The 23,222-nt window shown below is 42.4% G+C and carries 18 protein-coding genes; 14 read left to right on the top strand and 4 right to left on the bottom strand.

What is annotated here, in order from left to right; translation table 11 throughout:
* Position 1: 1 nt before the first annotated feature.
* The gene (gene ppk1 / locus QNM18_RS07905) at positions 2-2,089 is read right to left on the bottom strand and encodes a polyphosphate kinase 1 (RefSeq protein WP_284136812.1); all 2,088 of its coding nucleotides are present in this window, start codon (positions 2,087-2,089) and stop codon (positions 2-4) included.
* A gap of 168 nt (positions 2,090-2,257) precedes the next feature.
* Positions 2,258-2,764, bottom strand: coding sequence for a glycine cleavage system transcriptional repressor (locus QNM18_RS07900; RefSeq protein WP_211012004.1), 507 nt, complete (start codon positions 2,762-2,764; stop codon positions 2,258-2,260).
* Positions 2,765-3,034: 270 nt separating this feature from the next.
* Here QNM18_RS07900 and QNM18_RS07895 point away from each other — a divergent pair, with 270 nt between their 5' ends.
* The 7 genes from QNM18_RS07895 (at position 3,035) to QNM18_RS07865 (ending at position 11,790) form a co-directional block, all read left to right on the top strand.
* On the top strand, positions 3,035-5,269 hold the full coding sequence (locus QNM18_RS07895; protein ID WP_284136811.1) for an ABC transporter permease subunit: 2,235 nt from the start codon (positions 3,035-3,037) through the stop codon (positions 5,267-5,269).
* A gap of 14 nt (positions 5,270-5,283) precedes the next feature.
* A complete protein-coding gene (pstA, locus tag QNM18_RS07890; protein WP_211012006.1) occupies positions 5,284-6,933 on the top strand; it encodes a phosphate ABC transporter permease PstA in 1,650 nt (549 codons plus the stop codon).
* A gap of 29 nt (positions 6,934-6,962) precedes the next feature.
* Positions 6,963-7,790, top strand: a complete 828-nt coding sequence (gene pstB / locus QNM18_RS07885) for a phosphate ABC transporter ATP-binding protein PstB (protein WP_023397435.1) — start codon at positions 6,963-6,965, stop codon at positions 7,788-7,790.
* A gap of 66 nt (positions 7,791-7,856) precedes the next feature.
* Entirely contained in the window at positions 7,857-8,558 is a 702-nt protein-coding gene (phoU, locus tag QNM18_RS07880; RefSeq protein WP_023397436.1) for a phosphate signaling complex protein PhoU, read from the top strand.
* A 131-nt stretch (positions 8,559-8,689) separates the two neighbouring features.
* Positions 8,690-9,367, top strand: a complete 678-nt coding sequence (locus QNM18_RS07875; RefSeq protein WP_284136810.1) for a TIGR00153 family protein — start codon at positions 8,690-8,692, stop codon at positions 9,365-9,367.
* A gap of 174 nt (positions 9,368-9,541) precedes the next feature.
* On the top strand, positions 9,542-10,810 hold the full coding sequence (locus tag QNM18_RS07870) for an inorganic phosphate transporter (protein ID WP_023397438.1): 1,269 nt from the start codon (positions 9,542-9,544) through the stop codon (positions 10,808-10,810).
* Between the two features lie 74 nt (positions 10,811-10,884).
* Positions 10,885-11,790 carry a hydrogen peroxide-inducible genes activator gene (locus QNM18_RS07865; RefSeq protein WP_211012008.1) on the top strand — a complete coding sequence of 302 codons (906 nt, stop codon included), beginning with the start codon at positions 10,885-10,887 and terminating at the stop codon, positions 11,788-11,790.
* 31 nt (positions 11,791-11,821) lie between these two features.
* Here QNM18_RS07865 and QNM18_RS07860 read toward each other — a convergent pair whose 3' ends face one another.
* Positions 11,822-12,019 carry a hypothetical protein gene (locus QNM18_RS07860; protein WP_247687452.1) on the bottom strand — a complete coding sequence of 66 codons (198 nt, stop codon included), beginning with the start codon at positions 12,017-12,019 and terminating at the stop codon, positions 11,822-11,824.
* 153 nt (positions 12,020-12,172) lie between these two features.
* Complete coding sequence (locus tag QNM18_RS07855) at positions 12,173-14,680, bottom strand: GGDEF/EAL domain-containing response regulator (protein WP_284136809.1); 2,508 nt, start codon at positions 14,678-14,680, stop codon at positions 12,173-12,175.
* A gap of 269 nt (positions 14,681-14,949) precedes the next feature.
* Between QNM18_RS07855 and queA the strand changes: the two genes are divergently transcribed.
* From queA to QNM18_RS07820, 7 genes are all read left to right on the top strand, one after another.
* The gene (queA, locus tag QNM18_RS07850) at positions 14,950-15,984 is read left to right on the top strand and encodes a tRNA preQ1(34) S-adenosylmethionine ribosyltransferase-isomerase QueA (RefSeq protein ID WP_211012010.1); all 1,035 of its coding nucleotides are present in this window, start codon (positions 14,950-14,952) and stop codon (positions 15,982-15,984) included.
* 205 nt (positions 15,985-16,189) lie between these two features.
* Entirely contained in the window at positions 16,190-17,320 is a 1,131-nt protein-coding gene (gene tgt, locus QNM18_RS07845) for a tRNA guanosine(34) transglycosylase Tgt (protein WP_023397443.1), read from the top strand.
* Positions 17,321-17,354: 34 nt separating this feature from the next.
* Positions 17,355-17,693 carry a preprotein translocase subunit YajC gene (gene yajC / locus QNM18_RS07840; RefSeq protein ID WP_023397444.1) on the top strand — a complete coding sequence of 113 codons (339 nt, stop codon included), beginning with the start codon at positions 17,355-17,357 and terminating at the stop codon, positions 17,691-17,693.
* Between the two features lie 21 nt (positions 17,694-17,714).
* Positions 17,715-19,574: a protein translocase subunit SecD gene (gene secD, locus QNM18_RS07835; RefSeq protein ID WP_211012011.1), complete on the top strand. Its 1,860-nt coding sequence runs from the start codon at positions 17,715-17,717 to the stop codon at positions 19,572-19,574.
* An 8-nt stretch (positions 19,575-19,582) separates the two neighbouring features.
* Positions 19,583-20,524, top strand: a complete 942-nt coding sequence (gene secF, locus QNM18_RS07830) for a protein translocase subunit SecF (RefSeq protein WP_211012012.1) — start codon at positions 19,583-19,585, stop codon at positions 20,522-20,524.
* Positions 20,525-20,683: 159 nt separating this feature from the next.
* Positions 20,684-21,214 (top strand): hypothetical protein, encoded by a 531-nt coding sequence (locus QNM18_RS07825; RefSeq protein ID WP_211012013.1) that lies wholly within the window; start codon positions 20,684-20,686, stop codon positions 21,212-21,214.
* A 192-nt stretch (positions 21,215-21,406) separates the two neighbouring features.
* Positions 21,407-23,185 carry a GGDEF domain-containing protein gene (locus QNM18_RS07820; RefSeq protein WP_211012113.1) on the top strand — a complete coding sequence of 593 codons (1,779 nt, stop codon included), beginning with the start codon at positions 21,407-21,409 and terminating at the stop codon, positions 23,183-23,185.
* Positions 23,186-23,222 lie beyond the last annotated feature (37 nt).

Raw genomic sequence — 23,222 nt, 5'->3', positions numbered from 1 at the left:
GTTAAATCCTACTGCTTTCCCATTTTTTAATGTGATCGTATATGGCGATCTGTGAGCGAATTTTTTTCTTATTACCACGATTTACATAATTATTTTTTTGTTCACCGTCTATCAAGCGCGCCTTAACGCGATCTCGAAATTGTAGTTCTAATGTATCAATGATCAACTGTTTTAATGCGTCGTCATAAATAGGCACGCCAACTTCAACACGGTGATCTAGATTACGTGTCATCCAATCCGCGGAAGAAATATAAACCTGAGGATCGCCATTATTTTCAAATACCATGACTCTTGGGTGCTCTAAAAAACGATCGACAATGCTGATCACGCGAATATTGTCACTAAAGCCTACAATGCCTGGAACTAAAGCACACATACCACGAATGATCATGCGAATCTTTACACCTTCCATTGCGGCGCTGTAGAGCTTTTCTATCAGCTCTTTATCTACTAAGTTATTGACTTTAACAGTAATACGAGCTGTATTTCCAGCGCGCGCATTTGCTACTTCTTGCTCTATAAGCGAATAAATTTTTTCTCTAGCATTGAGCGGAGAAATCATTAAATGCTTGAAACTGAAAGGGCGATAGCTGGTTTCAATGAATTTAAATACATCGTCACACTCATTACAGATTTCCGGGTGCTTTGTGAACAAGCTAAAATCAGTGTAAATTCGTGCGGTTTTTTCGTGGAAATTACCAGTCCCAATATGAGCATATTTAACGATTTGGCCTTTCTCTTTTCTGTGGATCACACAAAGTTTACTGTGTACTTTCAGTGCAGGTAGACCAACCATGACTTTGATGCCATATTCACTGAGCATTTTAGCCCACTCAATGTTGTTCTGTTCGTCAAAACGTGCTTTTAATTCGACCATCACGGTGACTTTCTTACCATTTTTAGCTGCATTGATAAGTGAAGCTATGAGTTGTGAACGGCTTGCAACACGGTAAATATTGATTTTTATCTGTGTGACTTTTGGATCAAATGCCGCTTGGCGCACATATTCCAGCATGTGATTAAAGGTATGGTATGGATAGTAAAGTAATACATCTTGTTCAGAAATCGCTTTAAATGCACTGTCATGTTTGTCAAACGCGCTGCTTTTTAGGGGGGGTAAAGGTTTATTTTCTAAATAGCCTCTACCAACATTAGGAAAAGCGATAAAGTCTCTAAAGTTACGATAGCTGCCACCAGGGATCAACGCATCTTGCTGTGTCACGCCCAAACGTTTTTTCATCACCTTCATGATGCTATCAGGCATGGCTTCATCATAAGTCAACCTAACCGGCTCTGCATATAAACGCTGTTTGAGGCCTTTGGACATTTTGTCTAACAGACCTTCTTCTAGCTCATCATCGAGGTTGTACTCAGCATCACGGGTCAGTTTGATTTCATAGCCTTCTATATGCTCAAAGGATAAGAAGTTACTAAACACTTCACGCAGATGATATCTAACCACATCGTCAAGTAGCATCAGGGTTTTTTGCCGACGTGTTTTTTCTGGTGGCAAAATAACAAAACGATCGAGGCGATCGGTTGGCAGCTCTAATAGGGCGTGATGATGTTTGTCATTGTCGTTACGCATTTCTACAAACAGATAGGTCATCGTATCGTTGATAAGATCTGAATAGTCTTTATTTTCGGTCAGCAAGATTGGCGATAGATGCTGTAAAACCTGATCGTTAAAGTAGTCGCGTAGCCAAACCTTATGAAAATCCGAAAGCGCTTCGGGCTGTTTTACATGGATATTGTGCGCATTCAAATCCGTGAAAATTTGCTTGTGGATATGATTAAACTTTTTTCCTAAAGACAGTACTTTTTTTTGTATTTGATTTAAAAGAGCTTCGTTTTCTTCAAAATTAGCATCGGGTAAATTGCTCAAAAGTATGCGGCGTTTTACATCAGCGACACGGACACGAAAAAATTCGTCAAGGTTATTAGAAAAAATACCTAAAAAGCGAATACGCTCAATAATCGGGTTATTTTTATCTTTGGCTTCTTGTAAGACTCGTTCATTAAATGACAGCCAACTAAGCTCTTTGGCAAAAAAGCTGATTGCTTTAGGGTCGCTAGATAGTGCGTGCATTTTACATTCCGTAGTAACGATAGCTTATTCTAGAGTATGTCCAGAATGTGACACTTATATGACATTGGGTACAAGCTATGCAGAAAAGAGATATATGGCAGTGGTAAACCTTCCTGCCATATAAAGTTTAGAATGTAATTGAAATATTGGGTTATTTAGAATCAAAGATTAGTCAGGTTCAACATCAACTATCAGGTCGCTGGTGATAGCTTCCAGGGCGTCCACAACATGTTCTTTATCCATTCCTGGCGGTAAACTTACTGTGGCAAATGCACTAAATATGGGCAAACCCCAGTTGGGTGCACTTTGTTGCCTTGAATTCAAGTGCGTGATATTGGCGCCTTTGTGGCGGATCACACTCGAAAGCTCTTGGATTATTCCCGGGCGATCATTACCTGTGATCACCAAGTTTAGTTTTTCAATTTGAGATTCTGGCTGGCTATGTTCGCCATGCTCTATACGGACTTCAAGCTCTGGTAATGCGTGAAGAGCGTCTTGCAAGGTTTGCAAATGTTCTTCTGCAACTTCAACGAGTATAATACCTGCAAATTGTCCAGCTAAGTGGCTTAAATTACTGGTTGCCCAGTTACCATGATGCTGAAAAATTGTGGCAGATATTTCTTCAACGAGACCAGGCCGGTCCTTACCTATAAGTGTTAATACTAACTGCTTCATATCACATGTCTCTTATTATTAAATGCCTTTTGGCGGTGGTGGAAAAGCGATCTATCGCCTGTTAAGCCTAGTAAATGTGGCAGATTTTTCCAATAAGATGACATTCGCTTTGTAAACAAATGCAAATGAAAATACAGTGCATTCAAAGTAGGATTTGCGCAGGCGTAATAAAAGTTAAAAAAAGGCACAAAATCATCATGGCTGATGTAACATAACTGTCATCTTGATGAAATATAATGCGCCGCAACTTGATAATAAAAAGGTGTTTTGATGACTTCCAATCCGCAAAAACCGTCCTTCAAAACGGATAGAAGCCGTCTCTTTAAAGACCGCTTTGCCCAATTTGGCATTACCTCGGGTGGGGTGATGGTATTGGTTGCTTTGCTATTGATCTTCTTCTACTTACTTTATGTTGTACAGCCGATTTTTGAATCTGCAAGTGTGACTAAGCGTACCGAATTAGCCCTACAGAGTGAAAAAGCTTACCTGGGCCTTGGCATGGAGGAGCAAACTGAAATAGCTTATCTACTAGATAGTGCTGGCCAAGTCGACTTCTATCAGATCAAAGGTGACAAAACCGGTGAGCAACTTAGCTCATTAGCCGTTGAGCTAGATGGTCAAGTTAGTAGCTTTGCTCAAAGTGCACCTTTTCTAGGCATTTATGCATACGGCTTGGATAATGGTCAAGTTCAACTGGTTAAGCCAAGTTTTTTAATCTCTTTCCCTGGCAACCAGCGTGTGATGAAGCCGCGACTGAGCTATCCCTTAGATGGCGTGCAGCTAGTCGTTGATGAGCAAGGGCAAGCCATTAAGCAGTTTGCATTTAGCCACTATGAAGATAAAACCGCTGTCATCGCACAAATGGCGGATAAGCGTGTTATTTTTGCATCTTTCAGCGCTGAAGAAAATATGTTCTCTGGCGAGATAGAATGGGCAGTTGAGCGCAGTTTACTGCCGATTGAAGGGCGTGTAGATGAGATATTGATTTCACCAGATACGACACGTGTATTTATACGCTCCGCAAATCAAATTTATGTATTTGACACACGTTTTGCCGACGAAGTAGAGCAAATTCAATTGTTGGCAGCAAACGAAGAAAATGCCAACTTAGTGAATATGAATCTGTTAGCGGGTGCTAACTCACTGATGATCAGCAATGATAATGGTGAAGTTTCACAGTGGTTTGAAGTCAATACAGAGCAAGGTCGTCAATTTGCCAAAATTCGTGCTTTTGAGAGTGTTGTGGGTGCACAAGTTGATATCTTTAGCGAATTCTACCGTCGTACTTTCTTTACTACCACAGATACAGGCGAGCTAGGCTTGTATTATACCACCAGCGAAGCACATTTATGGCAAGGTAAAGTGACAGATGGTGCAATTGAACATTTTGCTGTATCTCCTCGTTCAAACGCTGCGTTATTACTTTCAGGTAATACGTTAAATGTGGTTGAGCTACACAATGAGCACCCTGAAGTGACTTGGTCAGCGCTATGGCAAGAAGTGTGGTATGAAGGTTATCCAGAGCCTGCGTATATTTGGCAATCTACGTCTGCCAGTGATGACTTTGAGTCTAAGTTTTCGTTAGTCCCAATCTCATTCGGTACCATTAAAGCTGCGATGTATGCGATGTTATTTGCTGTGCCAATTGCACTGTCAGCAGCGATTTACACAGCATATTTTATGTCACCAGAGCTACGCCGAGTGGTGAAGCCAACCGTTGAGATAATGGAAGCGCTTCCGACAGTAATTCTTGGCTTTCTTGCTGGCTTATGGTTAGCGCCACTGATTGAAGCGCATTTACCAGCTATTGTTGCACTACTCATAATGCTACCGCTTGCAATTCTAGGAACGGCATTTGGTTGGACCAAGCTACCAAAGCAAATTCGCCATCTATTACCTGATGGTTGGCATTCAATATTGTTGATCCCTGTTGTATTAATCGTCGGTTGGCTTTCATTTGCTATCAGTGACAGCATTGAGGCTTGGATGTTTGGTGGGAACGTGCGCCAGTATCTAACCAATGAGTTAGGCCTGACGTTTGACCAACGTAACTCTTTAGTTGTGGGTATCGCAATGGGTTTTGCGGTTATTCCAACTATTTTCTCTATCGCGGAAGATGCGGTGTTTAGTGTGCCGAAGCACCTGTCAAATGGGTCTCTAGCTCTAGGGGCGACGCAGTGGCAAACTCTAGTGCGCGTGGTACTACTGACTGCTAGCCCTGGTATTTTCTCCGCCGTGATGATGGGTCTTGGCCGTGCGGTAGGTGAAACCATGATTGTACTAATGGCGACGGGTAACACACCGATTATGGACTGGAGTATTTTCCAAGGTATGCGTACATTGGCCGCAAATATTGCCGTCGAAATGCCGGAATCAGAAGTGGGTAGTTCGCACTATCGAATCTTATTCTTAGCTGCATTTGTTCTGTTTATTTTTACATTTATCTTTAACACCGTGGCTGAGTTTGTTCGTCAGCAGCTGCGTGATAAATACAGCTCGATGTAATGGAGTGAAATGACATGGTAAGACAATGGTTTAAGTCAGGATCTCCTTGGATCTGGATGACAGGTGGTGCTGTTAGCATCAGTTTAATCTCGGTCATCGGCTTGTTAGCGATGATCGCATGGAAAGGGTTGAGCTTTTTCTGGCCAACCGAAGTGGTTCAGTTTGAGCTGGAAGGCTCGGTTGCCAAGCAGACCGTGATTGGTGAAGTCTATGATAGAGAAATGGTGCCGAAAACACGCCTAGAAGCGGCGGGTTACGATTTGTCTGACTATCAAGATGAATATGTAGAACGTCTATTGGTAAAAACGGGTAACCGTGAGTTTGTTGAGCTAGATTTCCGCTGGATCTTAACGACAGATATTCAAAGTCGTTCAGTACCAGAAGAAATGGCAGTATTTGAGCGAACCAAAAATGGTAACTTTTATGGCTACGTTGTACGTGTTATCGAAGACGGTCAGGTTGTATCGCAAAACCAAGTGGAGCGATTGGAAGAACTCGTTGAGCGTGCAGTAGAGTTAAACGAAGAGGCGCTGGATTTACAAAATGGTGATATTGGCCATATCAACTATGAGCTAGAGAGACTGCGTTTAAAAGAGCGCGGCTACCAGCTAGACAACGATCTGACGCCTGAAGTTAAAGCCGACTTAGAAGCACAGCGTGCTCAGTTACGTGAAGATTACAAAGTATTTGAAAAGCGTCTATTTGAACTGCGCTCAGATGCTAAGCGAGATTATGTCGTTGTGCGTGATATGCGTGGTGAAGAAGTCACTTTACCACTATACCAAGTACTCGACGTTTGGTTCCCAAATAATATGGGCTTCTTTGCAAAAGTAGGTCATTACTTCTCACAGACAAGTAAATTTATTAGCGATGACCCACGTGAAGCAAACACTGAAGGTGGCGTATTCCCTGCGATCTTTGGTACTGTTTTCATGGTTATGTTGATGGCTGTGATTGTGACACCATTTGGGGTTGTTGCAGCTATTTATCTACATGAGTACGCGGCTAAAAATGCCGTCACCAAAATGATCCGTATTGCGGTAATTAACTTGGCGGGTGTGCCATCCATTGTATATGGTGTATTTGGTCTAGGTTTCTTTGTATATATGCTGGGCGGTTCTATTGACCAGTTATTTTACCCAGAGGCAGCGCCTAGCCCGGTATTTGGTACACCAGGTGTCATTTGGTCAGCACTTACATTGGCAATCCTCACTTTACCTGTGGTGATTGTCTCGACAGAAGAAGGTTTGTCTCGTATTCCAAGTTCAGTACGCCACGGTTCTTTGGCGTTGGGTGCAACCAAGGCTGAAACGTTATGGCGTATTATCGTACCGATGGCGAGTCCTGCAATTATGACGGGTCTGATTCTAGCGGTTGCACGTGCTGCTGGTGAAGTAGCACCACTGATGTTGGTAGGTGTGGTGAAAATGGCTCCAACCTTACCGCTAGATGGCAATTTCCCATATATTCATCTAGATCGTAAATTTATGCACTTGGGTTTCCATATTTATGATGTTGGTTTCCAAAGTCCAAATGTAGAAGCGGCACGCCCACTTGTGTATGCGACAGCTTTCTTACTTGTTACGGTGATCATCGCACTGAATATCACAGCGATTGGCATTCGTAACCACTTACGCGAAAAATTCAGAGCTCTAGAGCACTAATAGTACAGATTTGAAATAGGTATCCTTTTATGATTACAGTAGCGCCACAAGTAAATAATGCAGATGCTAATACGAAATTAGATCTTGCCAACTTGAGCCCAGAGCAAACCGCTTTAGAGATCAAAGACCTTGACCTTTACTATGGTGATAAACAAGCTCTGAGTAAAATCAATATGTTGATCCCCAAGGGTCAAGTAACCGCTTTTATCGGCCCATCTGGTTGTGGTAAATCCACTCTGTTGCGCTGTATCAACCGAATGAATGACTTGGTAGATACATGTCGCATTGAAGGTGAGATCAACCTCCATGGTCAAAATATATATGACAAAGGCGTCGACGTTGCGGCACTGCGCCGCAATGTGGGCATGGTATTCCAAAGACCAAACCCGTTTCCTAAATCAATATACGAAAATGTGGTGTATGGCCTTCGACTGCAAGGCATCAAAGATAAACGTAAACTTGACGAGGTTGTAGAGCGCTCACTACGTGGTGCTGCGCTGTGGGATGAAGTAAAAGACCGTCTTCATGACAGTGCGTTTGGTCTATCAGGTGGTCAGCAGCAACGTTTGGTTATTGCTCGATCTATTGCAATTGAGCCAGAGGTTTTACTACTGGATGAGCCAACTTCGGCACTTGATCCAATTTCGACATTGGTTATTGAAGAACTCATTAATGACCTAAAAGATAAGTATACTGTTGTGATTGTTACACACAACATGCAACAAGCTGCGCGTGTATCTGACCAAACAGCCTTCATGTATATGGGTGAGCTGATTGAGTATTCGGATACCAATACACTATTTACAACACCAACGAAGAAGAAAACCGAAGACTACATCACAGGTCGTTACGGTTAAAAATAGAAGTCTCTGCTGCCCTGATAGGGCAGCGCGATTGGGTTGTTATCAAAGGTAGGGTTTTAGATGGAACACAACATTAATAAGCACATATCTGGCCGCTTTAATGAAGAGCTGGAAAACGTACGAAACCATGTATTGAGCATGGGTGGGCTGGTTGAGCAGCAATTAAACCTGGCACTAGATGCCGTGAGCACAAGTGATGCTGAAAAAGCGCGCAAGGTGAGTGAAAACGACTACAAAGTCAATGCGATGGAAGTGAACATTGATGAAGAATGTACACGCATTATTGCAAAGAGACAGCCTGCTGCAAGTGACTTAAGACTTGTTGTCGCAATTGCCAAAACCATCGCGGATCTAGAGCGCATAGGTGATGAAGCTGAACGCATCGCGAAAGTTGCGTTGGACTCATTTACCAAAGATCAGCAACACTTACTTGTGAATGTCGAAAATATGGGTCGTTTGGTATCTAAAATGCTACACGACGTTCTGGACTCTTTTGCAAGAATGGATGCGCAGTGTGCTTTTGAAGTGCATAAAGAAGATGCCAAAGTGGATCGTGAATATGAAGCGCTTACACGTCAGATTATGACCTATATGATGGAAGACCCGCGCTCGATACCCAAAATAATGGACCTTGTTTGGTCTGTACGTTCGTTAGAGCGCATCGGTGACCGCTGTCAGAATATTGCAGAATACGTAATTTACTTTGTAAATGGCAAAGACATTCGCCATACTTCTCAAGAAGATATCGAAAAAACCCTTTAATCTGGGAATGGATTATTCGAACAAAAATGAACGAATAATCCTAACTTCACGATAAAAATCGTTCACAATTTCGGTTAATGCTGTAAACTTGGCCTCTGCACATGCATATTATTATGATTTAAGGGTCAGTTATGCCTAGTAATGCGTTTTTAGGAGTGTTTGCAAAGTCTCCTATAAAGCCGATTGAAGAGCACATTAAGATAGTGCATCAAGCCAGTGAAAGCTTGATCCCTTTCTTTGAACATGTCTTCAAAGGGGAGTGGACTGAAGCGGATGCACTTCGCGTTAATATTCGTAACCTAGAACGTGAAGCGGATGCGCTAAAGCGAGAAGTACGTCTTCAGCTACCTCGTGGTCTATTTATGCCAGTTGAACGGACTGATTTACTGGAACTTATTACCCATCAAGATAAAATCGCCAACAAAGCCAAAGACATCGCTGGTCGAGTCGTTGGCCGAGAAATGGAGATCCCCGAGTCAATTCAAAATGATTTCGTTGCGTATTTAAGCCGTTGTGTAGACGCTACGAAGCAGGCCTCAAAAGCTATTAACGAACTGGATGAGCTGTTAGAAACAGGCTTCAGAGGTCGTGAAGTTGTATTAGTCGAGAAGATGTTGAGTGAGCTAGATGCCATTGAACAAGACACCGACGATATGCAAATTAAAATTCGCCAAGAACTTCGCCAAGTCGAAGCTGAACTTAACCCGGTAGATGTGATGTTCCTATACAAAATCATCGAGTGGGTAGGTGAGCTTGCCGATATTGCTGAGCGTGTAGGTGCGCGCCTTGAGGTGATGTTAGCACGCTGATCTTGATCAGCGACAGTTTATAAAGAAGTACACCGTTGTTACTCTCAAAGCGTAGACTAGAGAGCGGCGGTGTTGTGTTTGTTTAATGGTTATTTATATGTCATCTCGTTAAGACAGTGAGAGATAAGTATATAAATACACAATCAGTGTTTTAAGAACACTAAAGGTTTTTCAATGGATATCATTGCTTCTCATGGCTCGATGCTAGTTCTCATCGCAGCGGCAGTTGGTTTCTTTATGGCTTATGGTATTGGTGCAAATGATGTTGCAAATGCCATGGGTACTTCAGTGGGGTCGAAAGCGCTCACAATCAAGCAGGCAATCATCATTGCGATGATTTTTGAATTCGCGGGTGCTTACCTTGCCGGTGGTGAGGTAACATCAACGATCCGTAAAGGCATTATTGATGCAGCACCATTCGCTGAGATACCAGAACTAATGATTCTGGGCATGATCTCTGCGTTGTTTGCAGCAGGTACATGGTTATTGTTAGCGTCGGTATTGGGCTGGCCTGTATCAACTACACACTCAATCATTGGTGCAATCATTGGTTTTGCTTTGGTCGCAGTAGGTAGCGAAGCTATCCAATGGGGCAAGGTTGCAGGTATCGTGGGTAGCTGGATTGTCACCCCTGCGATTTCAGGCTTCATAGCTTATTTGATCTTTATGAGTGCGCAAAAGCTGATTTTCGATACTGACAAGCCACTAAGTAACGCTAAACGATTTGTACCGTTCTACATGGGTCTAGCTGGTTTTGTAATGTCTTTAGTCACGATTAAGAAGGGTCTAAAGCACATTGGTATTAATCTGGGCACCTTTGAAGGGTATGCGCTTGCGGTTGGTATCGCGGTAATCATTGGCCTGATTGGTAAAGTTGTTATTGCACGCATGAAAATGGATCCAAATGCTGACAAGCAAATGCAGTTTAACAATGTAGAAAAAGTGTTTGCTGTATTAATGGTCTTGACCGCGTGTTGTATGGCATTTGCACACGGTTCAAACGACGTTGCGAACGCGATTGGTCCATTGGCAGCGGTTGTTAACATTGTTGAGAACAACGGTGAAATGGCGAAAAAGGCTGCGCTTGCATGGTGGATTTTACCTTTGGGTGGCTTAGGCATCGTAGTTGGCCTTGCTGTACTTGGTAAGAAAGTAATTAAAACAATAGGTGAAGGTATCACGCATTTGACACCGAGCCGTGGTTTCGCAGCTGAACTTGCAGCGGCTTCTACAGTAGTGATCGCTTCAGGTACAGGTTTACCTATTTCGACCACGCAGACGCTGGTTGGTGCCGTACTAGGTGTGGGAATGGCACGTGGTATTGCGGCATTGAATATGGGTGTGATTAGAAACATTGTGGTTTCTTGGGTTATCACATTGCCAGTCGGTGCAGCCCTTGCTATTGTTATATTCTACATTTTGAGAAGCGTGTTCGGCGTTTAACAAAAAACAGACTTTTAGCTTGAAAAGATCTCAGCGCCAGTGGTGTTGGGGTCTTTTTATTTATGGGTATATCAGTGAATAACTTACCAAGTATAAAACAATTACAATACCTCATTGCAGTTCATCAACAACAACACTTTGGTCGTGCGGCTGAGGCGTGTTTTGTTGGTCAGTCAACGCTGAGCAGTGCAATCCAAAACTTAGAAGAAACGCTTGGCTGTCAGTTAATCGAGCGGGAAAATCGCAGTTTAATGTTTACTGATGTGGGTGAAGAAGTCGTTGCTCGTGCAAAAAAGATCATTGATGACTCTATCAGTGTGGTGGAATTAACAAAGAGTTTTAAAAACCCATTATCAGGAAAGCTGGTACTGGGATTAATCCCGACGATTGCCAGTTTTATTGCCGCGCCTCTATATGCGTATTGTCAAAGTGTCTTTCCCAATCTCCAGTTGGTACTGGTAGAAGATACCAGCGATAGGCTGCTAGATAAATTAGAGCACGGTCAGATTGATATGGGCATATTGGCACTACCTTACCGAACAGATAAATTTCATACTCAAGTATTGACGAAAGATCACTTTTCTTTAGTGCACCATAAAGACTATGAAATCCCTGATGCGCTGGAAGATTTTAACCTCTTACCTAAAGACAGTGTGTTCTTATTGGAGCGAGAGCACTGCATGACCGGTCATGCATTGAGTGCATGTAACTTGACTCGAAGTGAATGTATTAATCCATTTGAGGCGGCAAATTTGCACACACTGTTAAGCATGGTTGAGTACCAAAATGGGGTGACCTTTTTACCACAAATGGCATTAAATGCCGGTATTTTGCAAGGCAAGCCTATGATCACATTGCCACCGCAAGCTGATGCATATAGAGAAATAGGATTGCTGTGGCGTAAAACCACAGGCCGTATCCGTGATTTTAGGTTGTTTAGTAATGAGGTTGGTGAGTTCATTAAAAAGCAGTGCCAATAACACTGCTTTTGATTAAATGAAGAAGCATTTTTTAAGTCGAACTGAGCTTGCTCTGTGACATAATATTGGGTAGAAATAATAAGTACACCCAAACAACTAAGTTAAAATACGGTATAAACCCTAATACTGTAAACAACTTAGTTGGATACCCTTTTTGTTTGGCGCAGCGGTAACATTGTAATGTGATCAAACAATGCACCAGTGATAGAAACAGAATAAACTGAAACATACTTATCTCCCCGAATTCCATTACGAGATGTGCTCAAATCCATTGTATGTCTTCTACTTATATGTAAATAAGTAAAATAAGAAGACATTCATTGCGAACTTTTATTATAGTTGAGTTTTTTAGGGGCTGCAGCGACTTTTTTCCCCATTTTAATTAGCATGCTGTTTTTAAGGATAAAATAGTTTTCATAGCTTGCTTTAACTGCTCAACAGGAAGTGGTTTAGAGATATAGTAACCTTGTCCATAATCCACACCAATGTTTTTTAGTTCATCAAAAATTTCTTTACTTTCAACGTATTCTGCGACTGAACACTTATCCAACGAGTGACTAATATCATTGACAGCTTTAACGAGCGCAAGGTCAATAGGATCGTTTAACATATCGCGGACAAAGGATCCGTCAATCTTTACATGTTGTGCAGGTAGCTGTTTCAAGTAACTAAATGTACTGAACCCAGTGCCAAAGTCATCAATTGAAAAGTGACAGCCAAGTTGATTCAACTGGTTGATCATAGCTTGTGTTGCACTGAGGTTATTAATACTTGCCGATTCAGTAATTTCAAAAATAATACAGTGTGCAGGGACTTGAAAGTCTCGCAAACATGCCTGTATATGTGGCATTAAGCGTTCATCCAGAAATGACTGGGCAGAAAGGTTCAGGGAAATCTGATGTAGTTCAGGATGATTAGCAACAGCTCGAATGCTTTCTCTGATAACGGATTGGTCCATTAAATAAGTATCATTGAGCAACTCCAAAGCTGGAATAAATTGATTGGGGTATATTAATTTATCGTCAATAACTAAACGTAACAAAGCTTCAAAGTAGGCGATTTTATTAAGTTTAAAGTCCCAAACCGGTTGATAGTGTAGCTCAAATTGATTGTTCTTAAGCGCTTCGCGAACACTATGACCCCACTCTAAACCCGTTTGCAGAGTACTATTTTTGGCATCTTCTTTGGTGTAACAATGAACAAGATTACGGCCAAGGTTTTTTGCAATATAGAGAGCGATATCTGATTGTTTAAGGCACTCGTTGGGATCGCAGTTGACCCGGGAAATTTGCGTCAAGCCTATGGAGCAGCTGATCGTATAGCTGGCTTCTTCGGAATGAAATTGATGGCCTTCAATTGCACTGCAAATACTTTCAGCCATCATATGGGCATCTAATAAGCGTGTGTTTTTCAATAAAATTGCAAACTCATCACCACCGATCCGGAAGATTAAGTGTTCTTGGTTGATATGTGCTCTAAATAATTGCGCCACTTCTTGTAAGACAATATCACCCTGCTGGTGGCCTTTACTGTCATTAATTATCTTGAAATGGTCTAGATCAATGTAAATCAGCGCGTGCTCGATATCATCTTTGAGTTGTGCATCTTTGCAAAAGTGATTGAGCTGTTGATCAAAAAAGTAACGGTTGTGCAAGCCCGTTAGTGTGTCGTGTAATGCTAAGTGGCGTAGCTGTAACTCGGCTTCTTTGCGTTCGTGAATATTATCTATTGTGGCTGTGATTGAGGCGATATTTGTTTGATTTTTAATTAGCTGAAAACGGCACTCAACCCATACAGATGCGCCAGAGTGATGGAGCAATTGGAGCTCAACGGTCGATGTATAAGGGCCGCTAAGCACCTCTTCAATGGCTTTGTTTAAGGCGGGCAAATCACTCTTTTGAACATAATCACAAAGACGTGTTGCCAAAGTTGATTTTAACTTATGGCCGGTCAATTGCTCCCAAGCAGGGTTAATAAAGCGAATACAGCCTGTAGCATCCAGTTCAAGAACCACTGTGTTCAAATGCAATAAAATGCGTTGGTGTGCTGAAAACAGTTCTTTATAACTTTGTTCTCGGCGGCTAAGCTGTTCTACTTTATGGGCAAATTCCGCATAACTCACCATAAAGTCTTCGCGCCTCGCAGCATGATCGCAGACCTTACTAAGGACAGATAAATTGTAGGGGACGCGGACGAAGTCTGTTACCCCCAATAGCAACAGTTGTTCTGCATAGTCTGCATTTTGATTGTCAATTATGGTGACAATAGCTTGGCTGGGCTTATGCTGCAGTATGTTCTCAACAAGTTCTTTGGTGGTTTCTGCGCGTGTAGATGTTGCATCTAGCAACACAATTGAATAGTCATTTTGTAAAAACTCTGAGAGCGCCGCGTTTTCAGAGGTTACCGGGTTACATGTAAAGCTCAGCGCCAATTGTTCGCTAATATCGGCCGCTTTTTGTTCATTGGGCTCAAGTAATAACAAGTTTAAACGGCTACTCTTTTCTAAATGAGTGGACAACACATTGGCCAAGACTTGTGGCAGTACATCGTGACGTTCCAAAGGCAAGACTGCATCTATGCTATAGCTCCGAGCGGTGGTTTCAGCTATTCGTTCGCAATAAGTCGGGGGAATTAACACGATAGGTGTATTCTTGGGTGTTTTTAGCAATCCAGAGCGGATCATGCGAGAAAAGCGCCAGCCGTCTATTTTCCCAACATTTAAGCCGCTTATAACCAAATCAACGGCTTGTTGTTTCAGTACCTGCAAAGCCGCTTGTGTATCATTAAGTTCTATTATTTGAAATACATTGAGCTTTTGTAACGTTCTTATTACGGTTTGACGCTCACCATGATCTGCATTGACGAGTAATAAAGTAAGCTGTTTAGCCATGGCGTTACGACCCCAAACCCATGTTTTAAGTTTTTAAATGTTGCCCAATATTGCTTATTTATATGTTTTATATTGCTTTTTAAGCAACATGCCAAGACTTGCTCGAGCATCTTGGCGAGTTCTAACACATATAAATCAGTCCGTAGAGTAATGCTATTTGGCAAAGCTGACAAGAGGTGAAAAAGTATGAATAGATCATGTTTGTTGCTTGATTTCGTTATCTTGCAGCACTAGACTTGCCGCCTTATTGCACGAATATGAGGTCTGATATGCGCGTTGCTGACTTTAGTTTTGAACTTCCAGATGAATTGATCGCTCGCCACCCGAAAGCAGAGCGAACGAGTAGCCGTCTTTTAACATTGAATGGAAATAGCGGTGAATTAGAGCACAAGATATTTAAGGATATTATTGATCTGATTGAGCCTGATGATTTAATCATTTTCAATAACACCAAAGTGATCCCAGCTCGTATGTTTGGTCAAAAATCTACAGGCGGTAAAGTCGAAGTTTTAGTTGAGCGCATTTTAGATGAGCACCGTGTACTTGCACATGTTCGTTCTAGTAAATCACCTAAGCCGGGTGCCGAGCTGATCCTTGAAGGCAAAGCAAATGCAACCATGGTTGCCCGTCATGGTGAATTATTTGAACTGGAGTTCAAAGGTGAACACTCAGTTCTAAATATTTTAGATGAAATAGGCCATATGCCACTACCGCCTTACATAGATCGCCCAGACGAAGAAGGGGATAAAGAGCGTTATCAAACCGTATATGGTGAAAAGCCTGGCGCAGTTGCAGCACCTACTGCTGGTCTGCATTTTGATGATAGTTTGATGGCGCAGCTTAAAGACAAGGGCGTAGATATGGCCTTTGTTACTTTGCATGTAGGCGCAGGGACTTTCCAACCAGTTCGTGTTGATGATGTGCAAGAGCATCATATGCACTCTGAATATATTGAAGTTCCAGATGAAGTTGTTGATGCAGTTGCTAAATGCAAAGGCCGTGGTGGCCGCGTTATTGCCGTGGGTACAACGTCGGTAAGGTCTTTAGAGTCGGCTGCAAAAGTTCACGGCGGAGAACTAAAAACATTCTACGGCGATACCGATATTTTTATTTATCCAGGTTATAAGTTTAATGTTGTCGATGTGATGATCACCAACTTTCACTTACCAGAGTCAACATTGATCATGCTAGTCAGTGCGTTCTCAGGTCAAGAACATATCATGAATGCCTATCAGCAGGCGATCGCTCAGAAATATCGCTTTTTCAGCTATGGCGATGCGATGTTTTTAACTAAAAAACAATAATATAGTTTTTAAAAGCCGGCTAATTGCCGGTTTTTTCATATTTACACCCCGCCTTTTTTGGTTGTGACTTTATTTATTCCTTTTTAGCCCCAATATTAGAATTGCGCGGGCTTTATTGATAGAATCTGACGGTTTATATGGCCCCATTGCAAATGAGAGTCACAGGTTGAGTTTTGTTGGACTGTTTTTCCGACACGAGGTAGTTATGAAATTTGAATTAGATTGCACACATGGCAAAGCACGTCGCGGACGTTTGGTATTTGATCGCGGCGTTGTAGAAACACCTGCATTCATGCCTGTTGGTACATACGGCACCGTAAAAGGTATGACGCCAGATGAATTGAAAGATACAGGTGCACATATTTGTTTGGGTAATACGTTTCATTTGATGTTACGCCCTGGCACTGAAATCATTAAACAGCACGGTGATCTGCATGACTTTATGAATTGGGATAAACCAATTTTGACCGATTCAGGTGGTTTCCAAGTATTTAGCCTAGGTGCAATGCGTAAAATTTCTGAAGAAGGTGTACTGTTCAAGTCACCAGTCAACGGTGAAAAGATCATGTTGTCTCCTGAAAAAGCGATGGAAGTACAGCGCGATTTAGGCTCAGATATCGTGATGATATTTGACGAATGTACGCCTTATCCTGCAACTGAAAAAGAAGCTAAAGACTCCATGGAGTTATCATTGCGTTGGGCGAAGCGCTCAAAAGAAGCCCATGCAGATAACCCGTCAGCTTTATTTGGTATTATTCAAGGTGGTATGTATCCAGAGCTGCGTGCTGAATCACAAAAAGGTCTAGAAGAGATTGGTTTTGATGGTTATGCGCTAGGTGGACTATCTGTGGGCGAGCCAAAAGAAGAAATGGTTAAAATTTTGGATCACTGCGCCTACAAAATGCCGGAACAAAAACCACGTTATTTAATGGGCGTAGGTAAGCCTGAAGACCTAGTAGAAGCTGTACGCCGCGGTATTGATATGTTCGACTGTGTAATGCCGACACGAAATGCGCGTAATGGCCACTTGTTTGTTACCGACGGTGTGATTAAAATCCGTAATGCTGTTCATAAAACAGATACAAGTCCGCTTGATGCAGAGTGTGATTGTCATACGTGTAAAAATTACTCGCGTGCCTATTTACATCACTTAGATAAGTGTAATGAAATACTAGGTGCGCGTTTAAATACCATTCATAACTTGCGTTACTATCAACGTTTGATGGAAGGTATGAGAAATGCCCTAACTGAGGGCACATTTGATGAGTTTGTCGCTGACTTTTATGCGCGTAGAGGACTACCTGTACCTCCTCTTGCTGATGTAGAAGCAGAATAACAGTTTTATATAAAAAATTAGATGAGGAAAAGCAATGAGCTTATTTATTTCTAGTGCCCATGCAAGCACAGCGGCAGCAGCGCCAGCAGGTGGTGGCATGGAAATGCTGATCATGTTAGCTATTTTCGGTTTGGTATTTTATTTCCTAATTTACCGTCCGCAAGCGAAGCGTGTTAAAGAGCATAAAGACCTAATGGGTGCACTTGGCAAAGGCGATGAAGTCTTAACGTCAGGTGGTCTGGTTGGTAAAGTTTCGAAAGTTGCTGAAGACAAGGATTTCGTGGTAATTGCCTTGAATGATCAAGTTGAAGTAACTGTACAAAAGTCAGCAGTGGCAGCAGTTTTACCTAAGGGTACAATGAAGTCGCTATAACAATAACAAAGGGATAATCCAGTGCTAAACAAGTATCCAATGTGGAAATATTTACTTGTACTCGCTGTATTGGCCGTGGGCATTCTATATGCCACCCCTAATATGTATGGTCGAGATCCGGCCATACAGATCTCTGGAAAGAAAGGGGCCAGCGCCGATTTAAGCGTGCTTGATCAAGCAAATAAAACATTAAAAGACAATAACTTACCTATCAAATCTGCTGTCCTCGAAGAAGGGCAAGTTCTCATTCGCTTCAAGAATGTAGAAGATCAGCTTAAGGCACAGGATATCCTGCGTGGAACACTAAGCGAAGACTACATTTCTGCAATCAACATGTCTCCAGCGCAACCTGACTGGCTTAAGAGCATTGGTGCAAATCCAATGAAATTAGGCTTGGATCTCAGCGGTGGTGTTCACTTCACCATGGAAGTGGACATGGCGACGGCACTTGGCAAAGCGCTTGAGCAGATGGAACAAGATTATAAGAGTGATTTACGAGGTGAGAAGCTTCGCTATCGCACTATCCGTGAAGTGGCAAATAGTGACCGTATTCAGGTTGTGATGCGTTCTGTCGAAGACAAAAAAGCCGCTGAACGCTTTTTGAAAAGTCGCTACCCAGGCAATGTGTTTGTTAACGACAGCAGTAATGAGTTAGCATTTTTCTCTAGCCTGAGTGATTTAAAGGTTCGTGAACTTCGCGATTACGCCATCAAGCAAAACGAAACCATAATTCGTAACCGTATCAACCAGCTTGGTGTTGCTGAACCAAACGTACAAAGACAAGGTTCTGAGCGCATAATTGTGCAATTACCGGGTGTACAGGACACGGCGCGTGCGAAAGAAATTTTAGGAGCCACAGCAACGCTAGAGTTCCGTGAAGTCGATGACAGAGCGGATACGCGCACAGCTGCACAGGGCCGAGTGCCTGCGGGGAGTGAAGTACTGTATCATAAAGACGGTTACCCTGTTGTGTTGAAAAAACGTGTGATCCTTGAAGGTGTTCATATTACAGGTGCGCAGTCTGGTATGGATGAATATCAGCGCCCACAAGTTAGTATTAACCTTGACAGCAAAGGTGGCGCGAAAATGAGTGCCTTTACTAAACGTGCTGTCGGTAAGAGCATGGCAACCGTGTTCATCGAATATAAACCTTCCGGTAAGAAAGATGAGAATGGTAAAGCGCTGCCACCTATTAAGGTAGAAGAAGTTATAAATGTCGCAACTATTCAATCTCGTTTAAATAACTCTTTCCGTATTACAGGCATTGATAATCCGGCTGAAGCCCATAACTTGAGCTTACTTCTAAGAGCCGGTGCTTTGGTAGCGCCAATTCAAATTGTTGAAGAGCGCACGGTCGGTCCAAGCTTGGGTCAAGAAAACATTGAAGCGGGTATGACGGCGGTAGTATTAGGCTTTGCCTTTGTACTTGGATTCATGTTGATGTATTACAAAGGGTTTGGCTTAGTTGCTAACCTGGCACTTGCCGCAAACCTTGTGATGATCATTGGTGTGATGTCGATGATCAGTGGTGCGACACTTACTTTACCTGGTATCGCAGGTATTGTATTGACCGTTGGTATGGCCGTTGATGCAAACGTACTTATCTTTGAGCGTATTCGTGAAGAATTAGCCGATGGACGTAGTCCACAGCAGGCTGTTCACTTTGGTTACGACAGCGCATTCAGTACTATTTTCGATGCGAATATCACAACACTAATCGCTGCAATTATCCTGTTCTCAGTTGGTACGGGTCCAATTGCGGGCTTCGCAGTCACACTTGCGATTGGTATTTTGACTTCAATGTTTACCGCGATCATTGGTACTCGTGCCGTGATCAACGCCTTTATCGGTGGTAAACGCATCAACAAATTGTCGATATAGGAGCGGGCATGCAATTATTAAAATTATCGAGCACGATCCGCTTTATGTCGGCAAGAAAGATGTCGATGGCGTTTTCTGCTTTATTGATTTTGGCTTCTATCGCATCGTTTGTGACCAAGGGCTTAAACTTTGGTCTGGACTTTACCGGCGGTACGGCAGTTGAAGTGGGATTCTCGCAACCTGCGGATTTACCTAAAATTCGTAAAGTATTGGCTGAGAATGGCTTCGCAGATGCCGCAGTGACTTTGTTTGGTTCAAGCCAAGAAGTGTTGGTACGTATCGCACCGCGTGATGATGTCAAAGCTGAGACCATTGGTAACCAGTTGATCGATGCATTGAAATTGGCTGATAGCAGCGTAGAGATGCGTCGTATCGAATTTGTAGGCCCTAGCGTGGGTGAAGATCTAAAGGAAGATGGCGGCTTGGCTATGTTGACTGCACTTTTGTGTATTTTGGTCTACGTAGCATTTCGCTTTGAGTGGCGTTTTGCTATCGGCGCTGTTGCGGCACTATTCCACGATGTAATTTTAACGATGGGACTCTTCTCTTTATTGGGGTTAGAGTTTGATTTGACGATTCTTGCAGCAATCTTGGCCGTTATAGGTTACTCGCTGAATGATACCATCGTTGTATCTGATAGGATCCGTGAAAACTTCCGCAAAGTTCGTATCGACGACACATTGGAAATCATCAACATTTCATTGACGCAGACGATGAACCGTACGCTTGTGACTTCAATCACAACAATCTTGGTACTTATTGCCTTGTTTGTGTGGGGTGGTCAAACAATCCACGGTTTTGCAACAGCACTGTTGTTTGGTGTGTTCATTGGTACATACTCTTCTGTTTATGTTGCAAGCTCCGTTGCGGTTGCAATGGGTGTAAGTAAAGAAGACTTGATCCCAGTCGAAGTAGAGAAAGAAGGTGCAGATTTAGACGCTATGCCTTAATTATGAGTATTTGAGCAGCAATTAGTGCTTGCTCATACAACTAAAGTCTATTTCGATCTGAATCAAAAAGGCCACATTTATTGTGGCCTTTTTGGTTTCAAATTCATGACAAGACTGTATAATGAGAATTGTTATCAATAATATTGAATTGAGGATTGTATGTATAAACAGCTAGGAATTGCATGCGCTGCTTTGGCACTATTTGCATGTTCAGAACAACCAAGCACGCAAGAAGCTAAATCTGAAGCAAAAGCACCTGCAAGTGAAAACGCACTGGGTCAATATAAAACTCAGGCCACTTCATTGTTAGCAAACATTAGGGAACAAAAACCAGCTGCCGCTCTAGAGCAAGAATCGGCAGAGTTAGTAGCAACATCTCGTGATGTGTTAGCAAATTTTGTGACCAAATATCCTCAATGTAAAGATTATCTAGACGCACTTGATAAAGCTGCGGATGTGATCCCTACACTACCTTTGGAAGAGATTGAAAGCGGCTACCACGAAGACGGTAAACTGCCCAAATACAGTGATCCTGTATGTTATCACGCCAAAGATTTGTTGGTGCACCCAGCAACCGTGCAAGCGATTGCTAAATTGGGCTTCACTGAGAAAACTCATTACCAAGACGCAGAGCTAGAAATTGTCGAAGTGATCGCACACTTTGATCAAGTAGAACGTGCTTTGAATTAATCATGTAGTGAGATGAAAGCAATTTGTTTTCATCTCACTTGCTGCCCACAAATTCACCTTCACTCCACATTTATCCCTGAAATTGGTAATTTCCATTGGATTGCAATCTAACTGTCATAAATCTTTGATATTTTGCTCGATTATTGAGCACTTGAATTAAGTTTGGTTGTTTCGGTGGATCCTTTATACGTCATGTTGGATGACATTTTGCAAAACGAAGCTGTATATCCAATGTTTCAACCCATTTTTGATATAGCAAAAGAACAGGTACTAGGCTTTGAAGCATTGAGCCGAGGTAGTTTAGATAACGAGTTGATGCAGCCTGACAAGATGTTTGCAGCTGCCAGTAAATATGACCGACTATCTGAACTGGAACTACTTTGTCGAAAAAAGGCGATTGCACAGTTTGCTGCATTAAATTTACCCGGGAAGCTTTTTCTAAATGTAAGCCCTAAGGCCTTACTCGATCCCCAGCACCCAAAAGGGGAAACTCGCCATTTAATTGAAGACGCTGGATTAAATTGTAACCGAGTAGTTATTGAGGTCACAGAGCAGGACAAAGTGGATGACGGGTTTTTATTGCTAAAAACCATTTCACACTATCGCCAATTAGGTTTCCAAATTGCTATTGATGATTTGGGGGCTGGCTATTCAGGGTTAAAACAGTGGTCCGAATTGTGTCCGGACTTTGTTAAAGTAGATCGTTATTTTATCGATTACTGTGATCAGAGTATCGTAAAAAGAGAGTTCCTTAAATCGATTATCGAACTGGCTAAGGCGACCAACACCGCTGTTATCGCCGAGGGGATCGAGCGAGTGGAAGAATTAAAATTGCTCAAAAAAATGGGCATTATCAATGCTCAAGGCTTTTTGTTGGCTAAACCAAGTCGAGAATCAAATGACTTAGCTGTGAACCCTAGCCATATACTCAACGCACAAATTAAATCTGAACCAACCGTAAGCCAGTTTGAGCAGTCGATGGCCATAGGCTGGTTAGCGCATGATGTCCCTGCTATTCACATGAATACCCAATGTTTGGATGCACATCGGCGTTTTGAACAAAATAAAAGGTTAACAAGCATTGCTGTATTAAACGATATGCGACAGCCTGTAGGGCTGTTACATCGTGACCAATTAACAGAAGTCTTTGCGGCTCCTTATGGTCACGCTCTATTTGACAAAAAACCCGTTGTCAAACTCATGGATAAGCAGCCTTTGATCGTTGATGAGCAACAACAGCTTGACTTTGTCAGTCAACTTATAACCGAAAATGAATTTGATATTAGACGGCATATAGTGATCACCAAAGAGGGTGAGTATATTGGTCTAGCGCCTCTAAGAGATATTTTAAAACACATTACAGAGGATAAGATTCGCCATGCGCAACATGCTAACCCATTGACTATGTTGCCTGGCAACGTTGCAATCAATGAGGCGATTGAACAGCGACTTCGTGCTAAACATACTTTTTCACTGGCTTATATCGACTTAAATCACTTTAAACAGTTTAACGATCTCTATGGCTATGCCAGTGGGGATAGCGTCATCAAGTTACTAGCGGATGTCACCCTACAGGTATGCCAGCACAGCCAGTGTTTTGTTGGTCATATCGGTGGGGATGATTTTATGGTGGTGTTTGACCAAGCCGATGCCGAATGTTTATGTCACCAGATCATTGAGCAATTTGAAGCGCGCTCCAAGGCTTTATTTACTCCTGAACATGTTGCTGCTGGCGGGTATTGGGCGACAAATAGAGAGGGACAAAAACAGTTTGTTCCTTTACTGACTCTTTCAATCGGTTTAGTAACACCAGACGTAGAATCATGTAAAAACAGTCACCAAGTTGCGGCTTTAGCTACTGACGCGAAGAAAGAAGCTAAGCGCTACAGAAATAGCTACTTGTTTGTATGCAATCGACGTAAACCGAGTGCGCCTATGGTGAGGTTAGAAGTTGAAGCCGCTGTTAACTAAATCACGTATGTGGCTCATCAATTAAATTTGGTAGTGG

This window comes from Pseudoalteromonas obscura (assembly GCF_030135505.1).
Classification (GTDB): domain Bacteria; phylum Pseudomonadota; class Gammaproteobacteria; order Enterobacterales; family Alteromonadaceae; genus Pseudoalteromonas; species Pseudoalteromonas obscura.
The sequence above is the reverse complement of the archived record's forward strand: the minus strand, read 5'-3'. Positions and strand labels throughout refer to the sequence as shown.

Bases quoted from the DNA above. Each gene is read 5' to 3' on its own strand.
- ppk1 (WP_284136812.1), bottom strand. From the start codon at position 2,089: ATGCACGCACTATCTAGCGACCCTAAAGCAATCAGCTTTTTTGCCAAA.
- QNM18_RS07900 (WP_211012004.1), bottom strand. From the start codon at position 2,764: ATGAAGCAGTTAGTATTAACACTTATAGGTAAGGACCGGCCTGGTCTC.
- QNM18_RS07895 (WP_284136811.1), top strand. From the start codon at position 3,035: ATGACTTCCAATCCGCAAAAACCGTCCTTCAAAACGGATAGAAGCCGT.
- pstA (WP_211012006.1), top strand. From the start codon at position 5,284: ATGGTAAGACAATGGTTTAAGTCAGGATCTCCTTGGATCTGGATGACA.
- pstB (WP_023397435.1), top strand. From the start codon at position 6,963: ATGATTACAGTAGCGCCACAAGTAAATAATGCAGATGCTAATACGAAA.
- phoU (WP_023397436.1), top strand. From the start codon at position 7,857: ATGGAACACAACATTAATAAGCACATATCTGGCCGCTTTAATGAAGAG.
- QNM18_RS07875 (WP_284136810.1), top strand. From the start codon at position 8,690: ATGCCTAGTAATGCGTTTTTAGGAGTGTTTGCAAAGTCTCCTATAAAG.
- QNM18_RS07870 (WP_023397438.1), top strand. From the start codon at position 9,542: ATGGATATCATTGCTTCTCATGGCTCGATGCTAGTTCTCATCGCAGCG.
- QNM18_RS07860 (WP_247687452.1), bottom strand. From the start codon at position 12,019: ATGTTTCAGTTTATTCTGTTTCTATCACTGGTGCATTGTTTGATCACA.
- QNM18_RS07855 (WP_284136809.1), bottom strand. From the start codon at position 14,680: ATGGCTAAACAGCTTACTTTATTACTCGTCAATGCAGATCATGGTGAG.
- queA (WP_211012010.1), top strand. From the start codon at position 14,950: ATGCGCGTTGCTGACTTTAGTTTTGAACTTCCAGATGAATTGATCGCT.
- tgt (WP_023397443.1), top strand. From the start codon at position 16,190: ATGAAATTTGAATTAGATTGCACACATGGCAAAGCACGTCGCGGACGT.
- yajC (WP_023397444.1), top strand. From the start codon at position 17,355: ATGAGCTTATTTATTTCTAGTGCCCATGCAAGCACAGCGGCAGCAGCG.
- secF (WP_211012012.1), top strand. From the start codon at position 19,583: ATGCAATTATTAAAATTATCGAGCACGATCCGCTTTATGTCGGCAAGA.
- QNM18_RS07825 (WP_211012013.1), top strand. From the start codon at position 20,684: ATGTATAAACAGCTAGGAATTGCATGCGCTGCTTTGGCACTATTTGCA.
- QNM18_RS07820 (WP_211012113.1), top strand. From the start codon at position 21,407: ATGTTGGATGACATTTTGCAAAACGAAGCTGTATATCCAATGTTTCAA.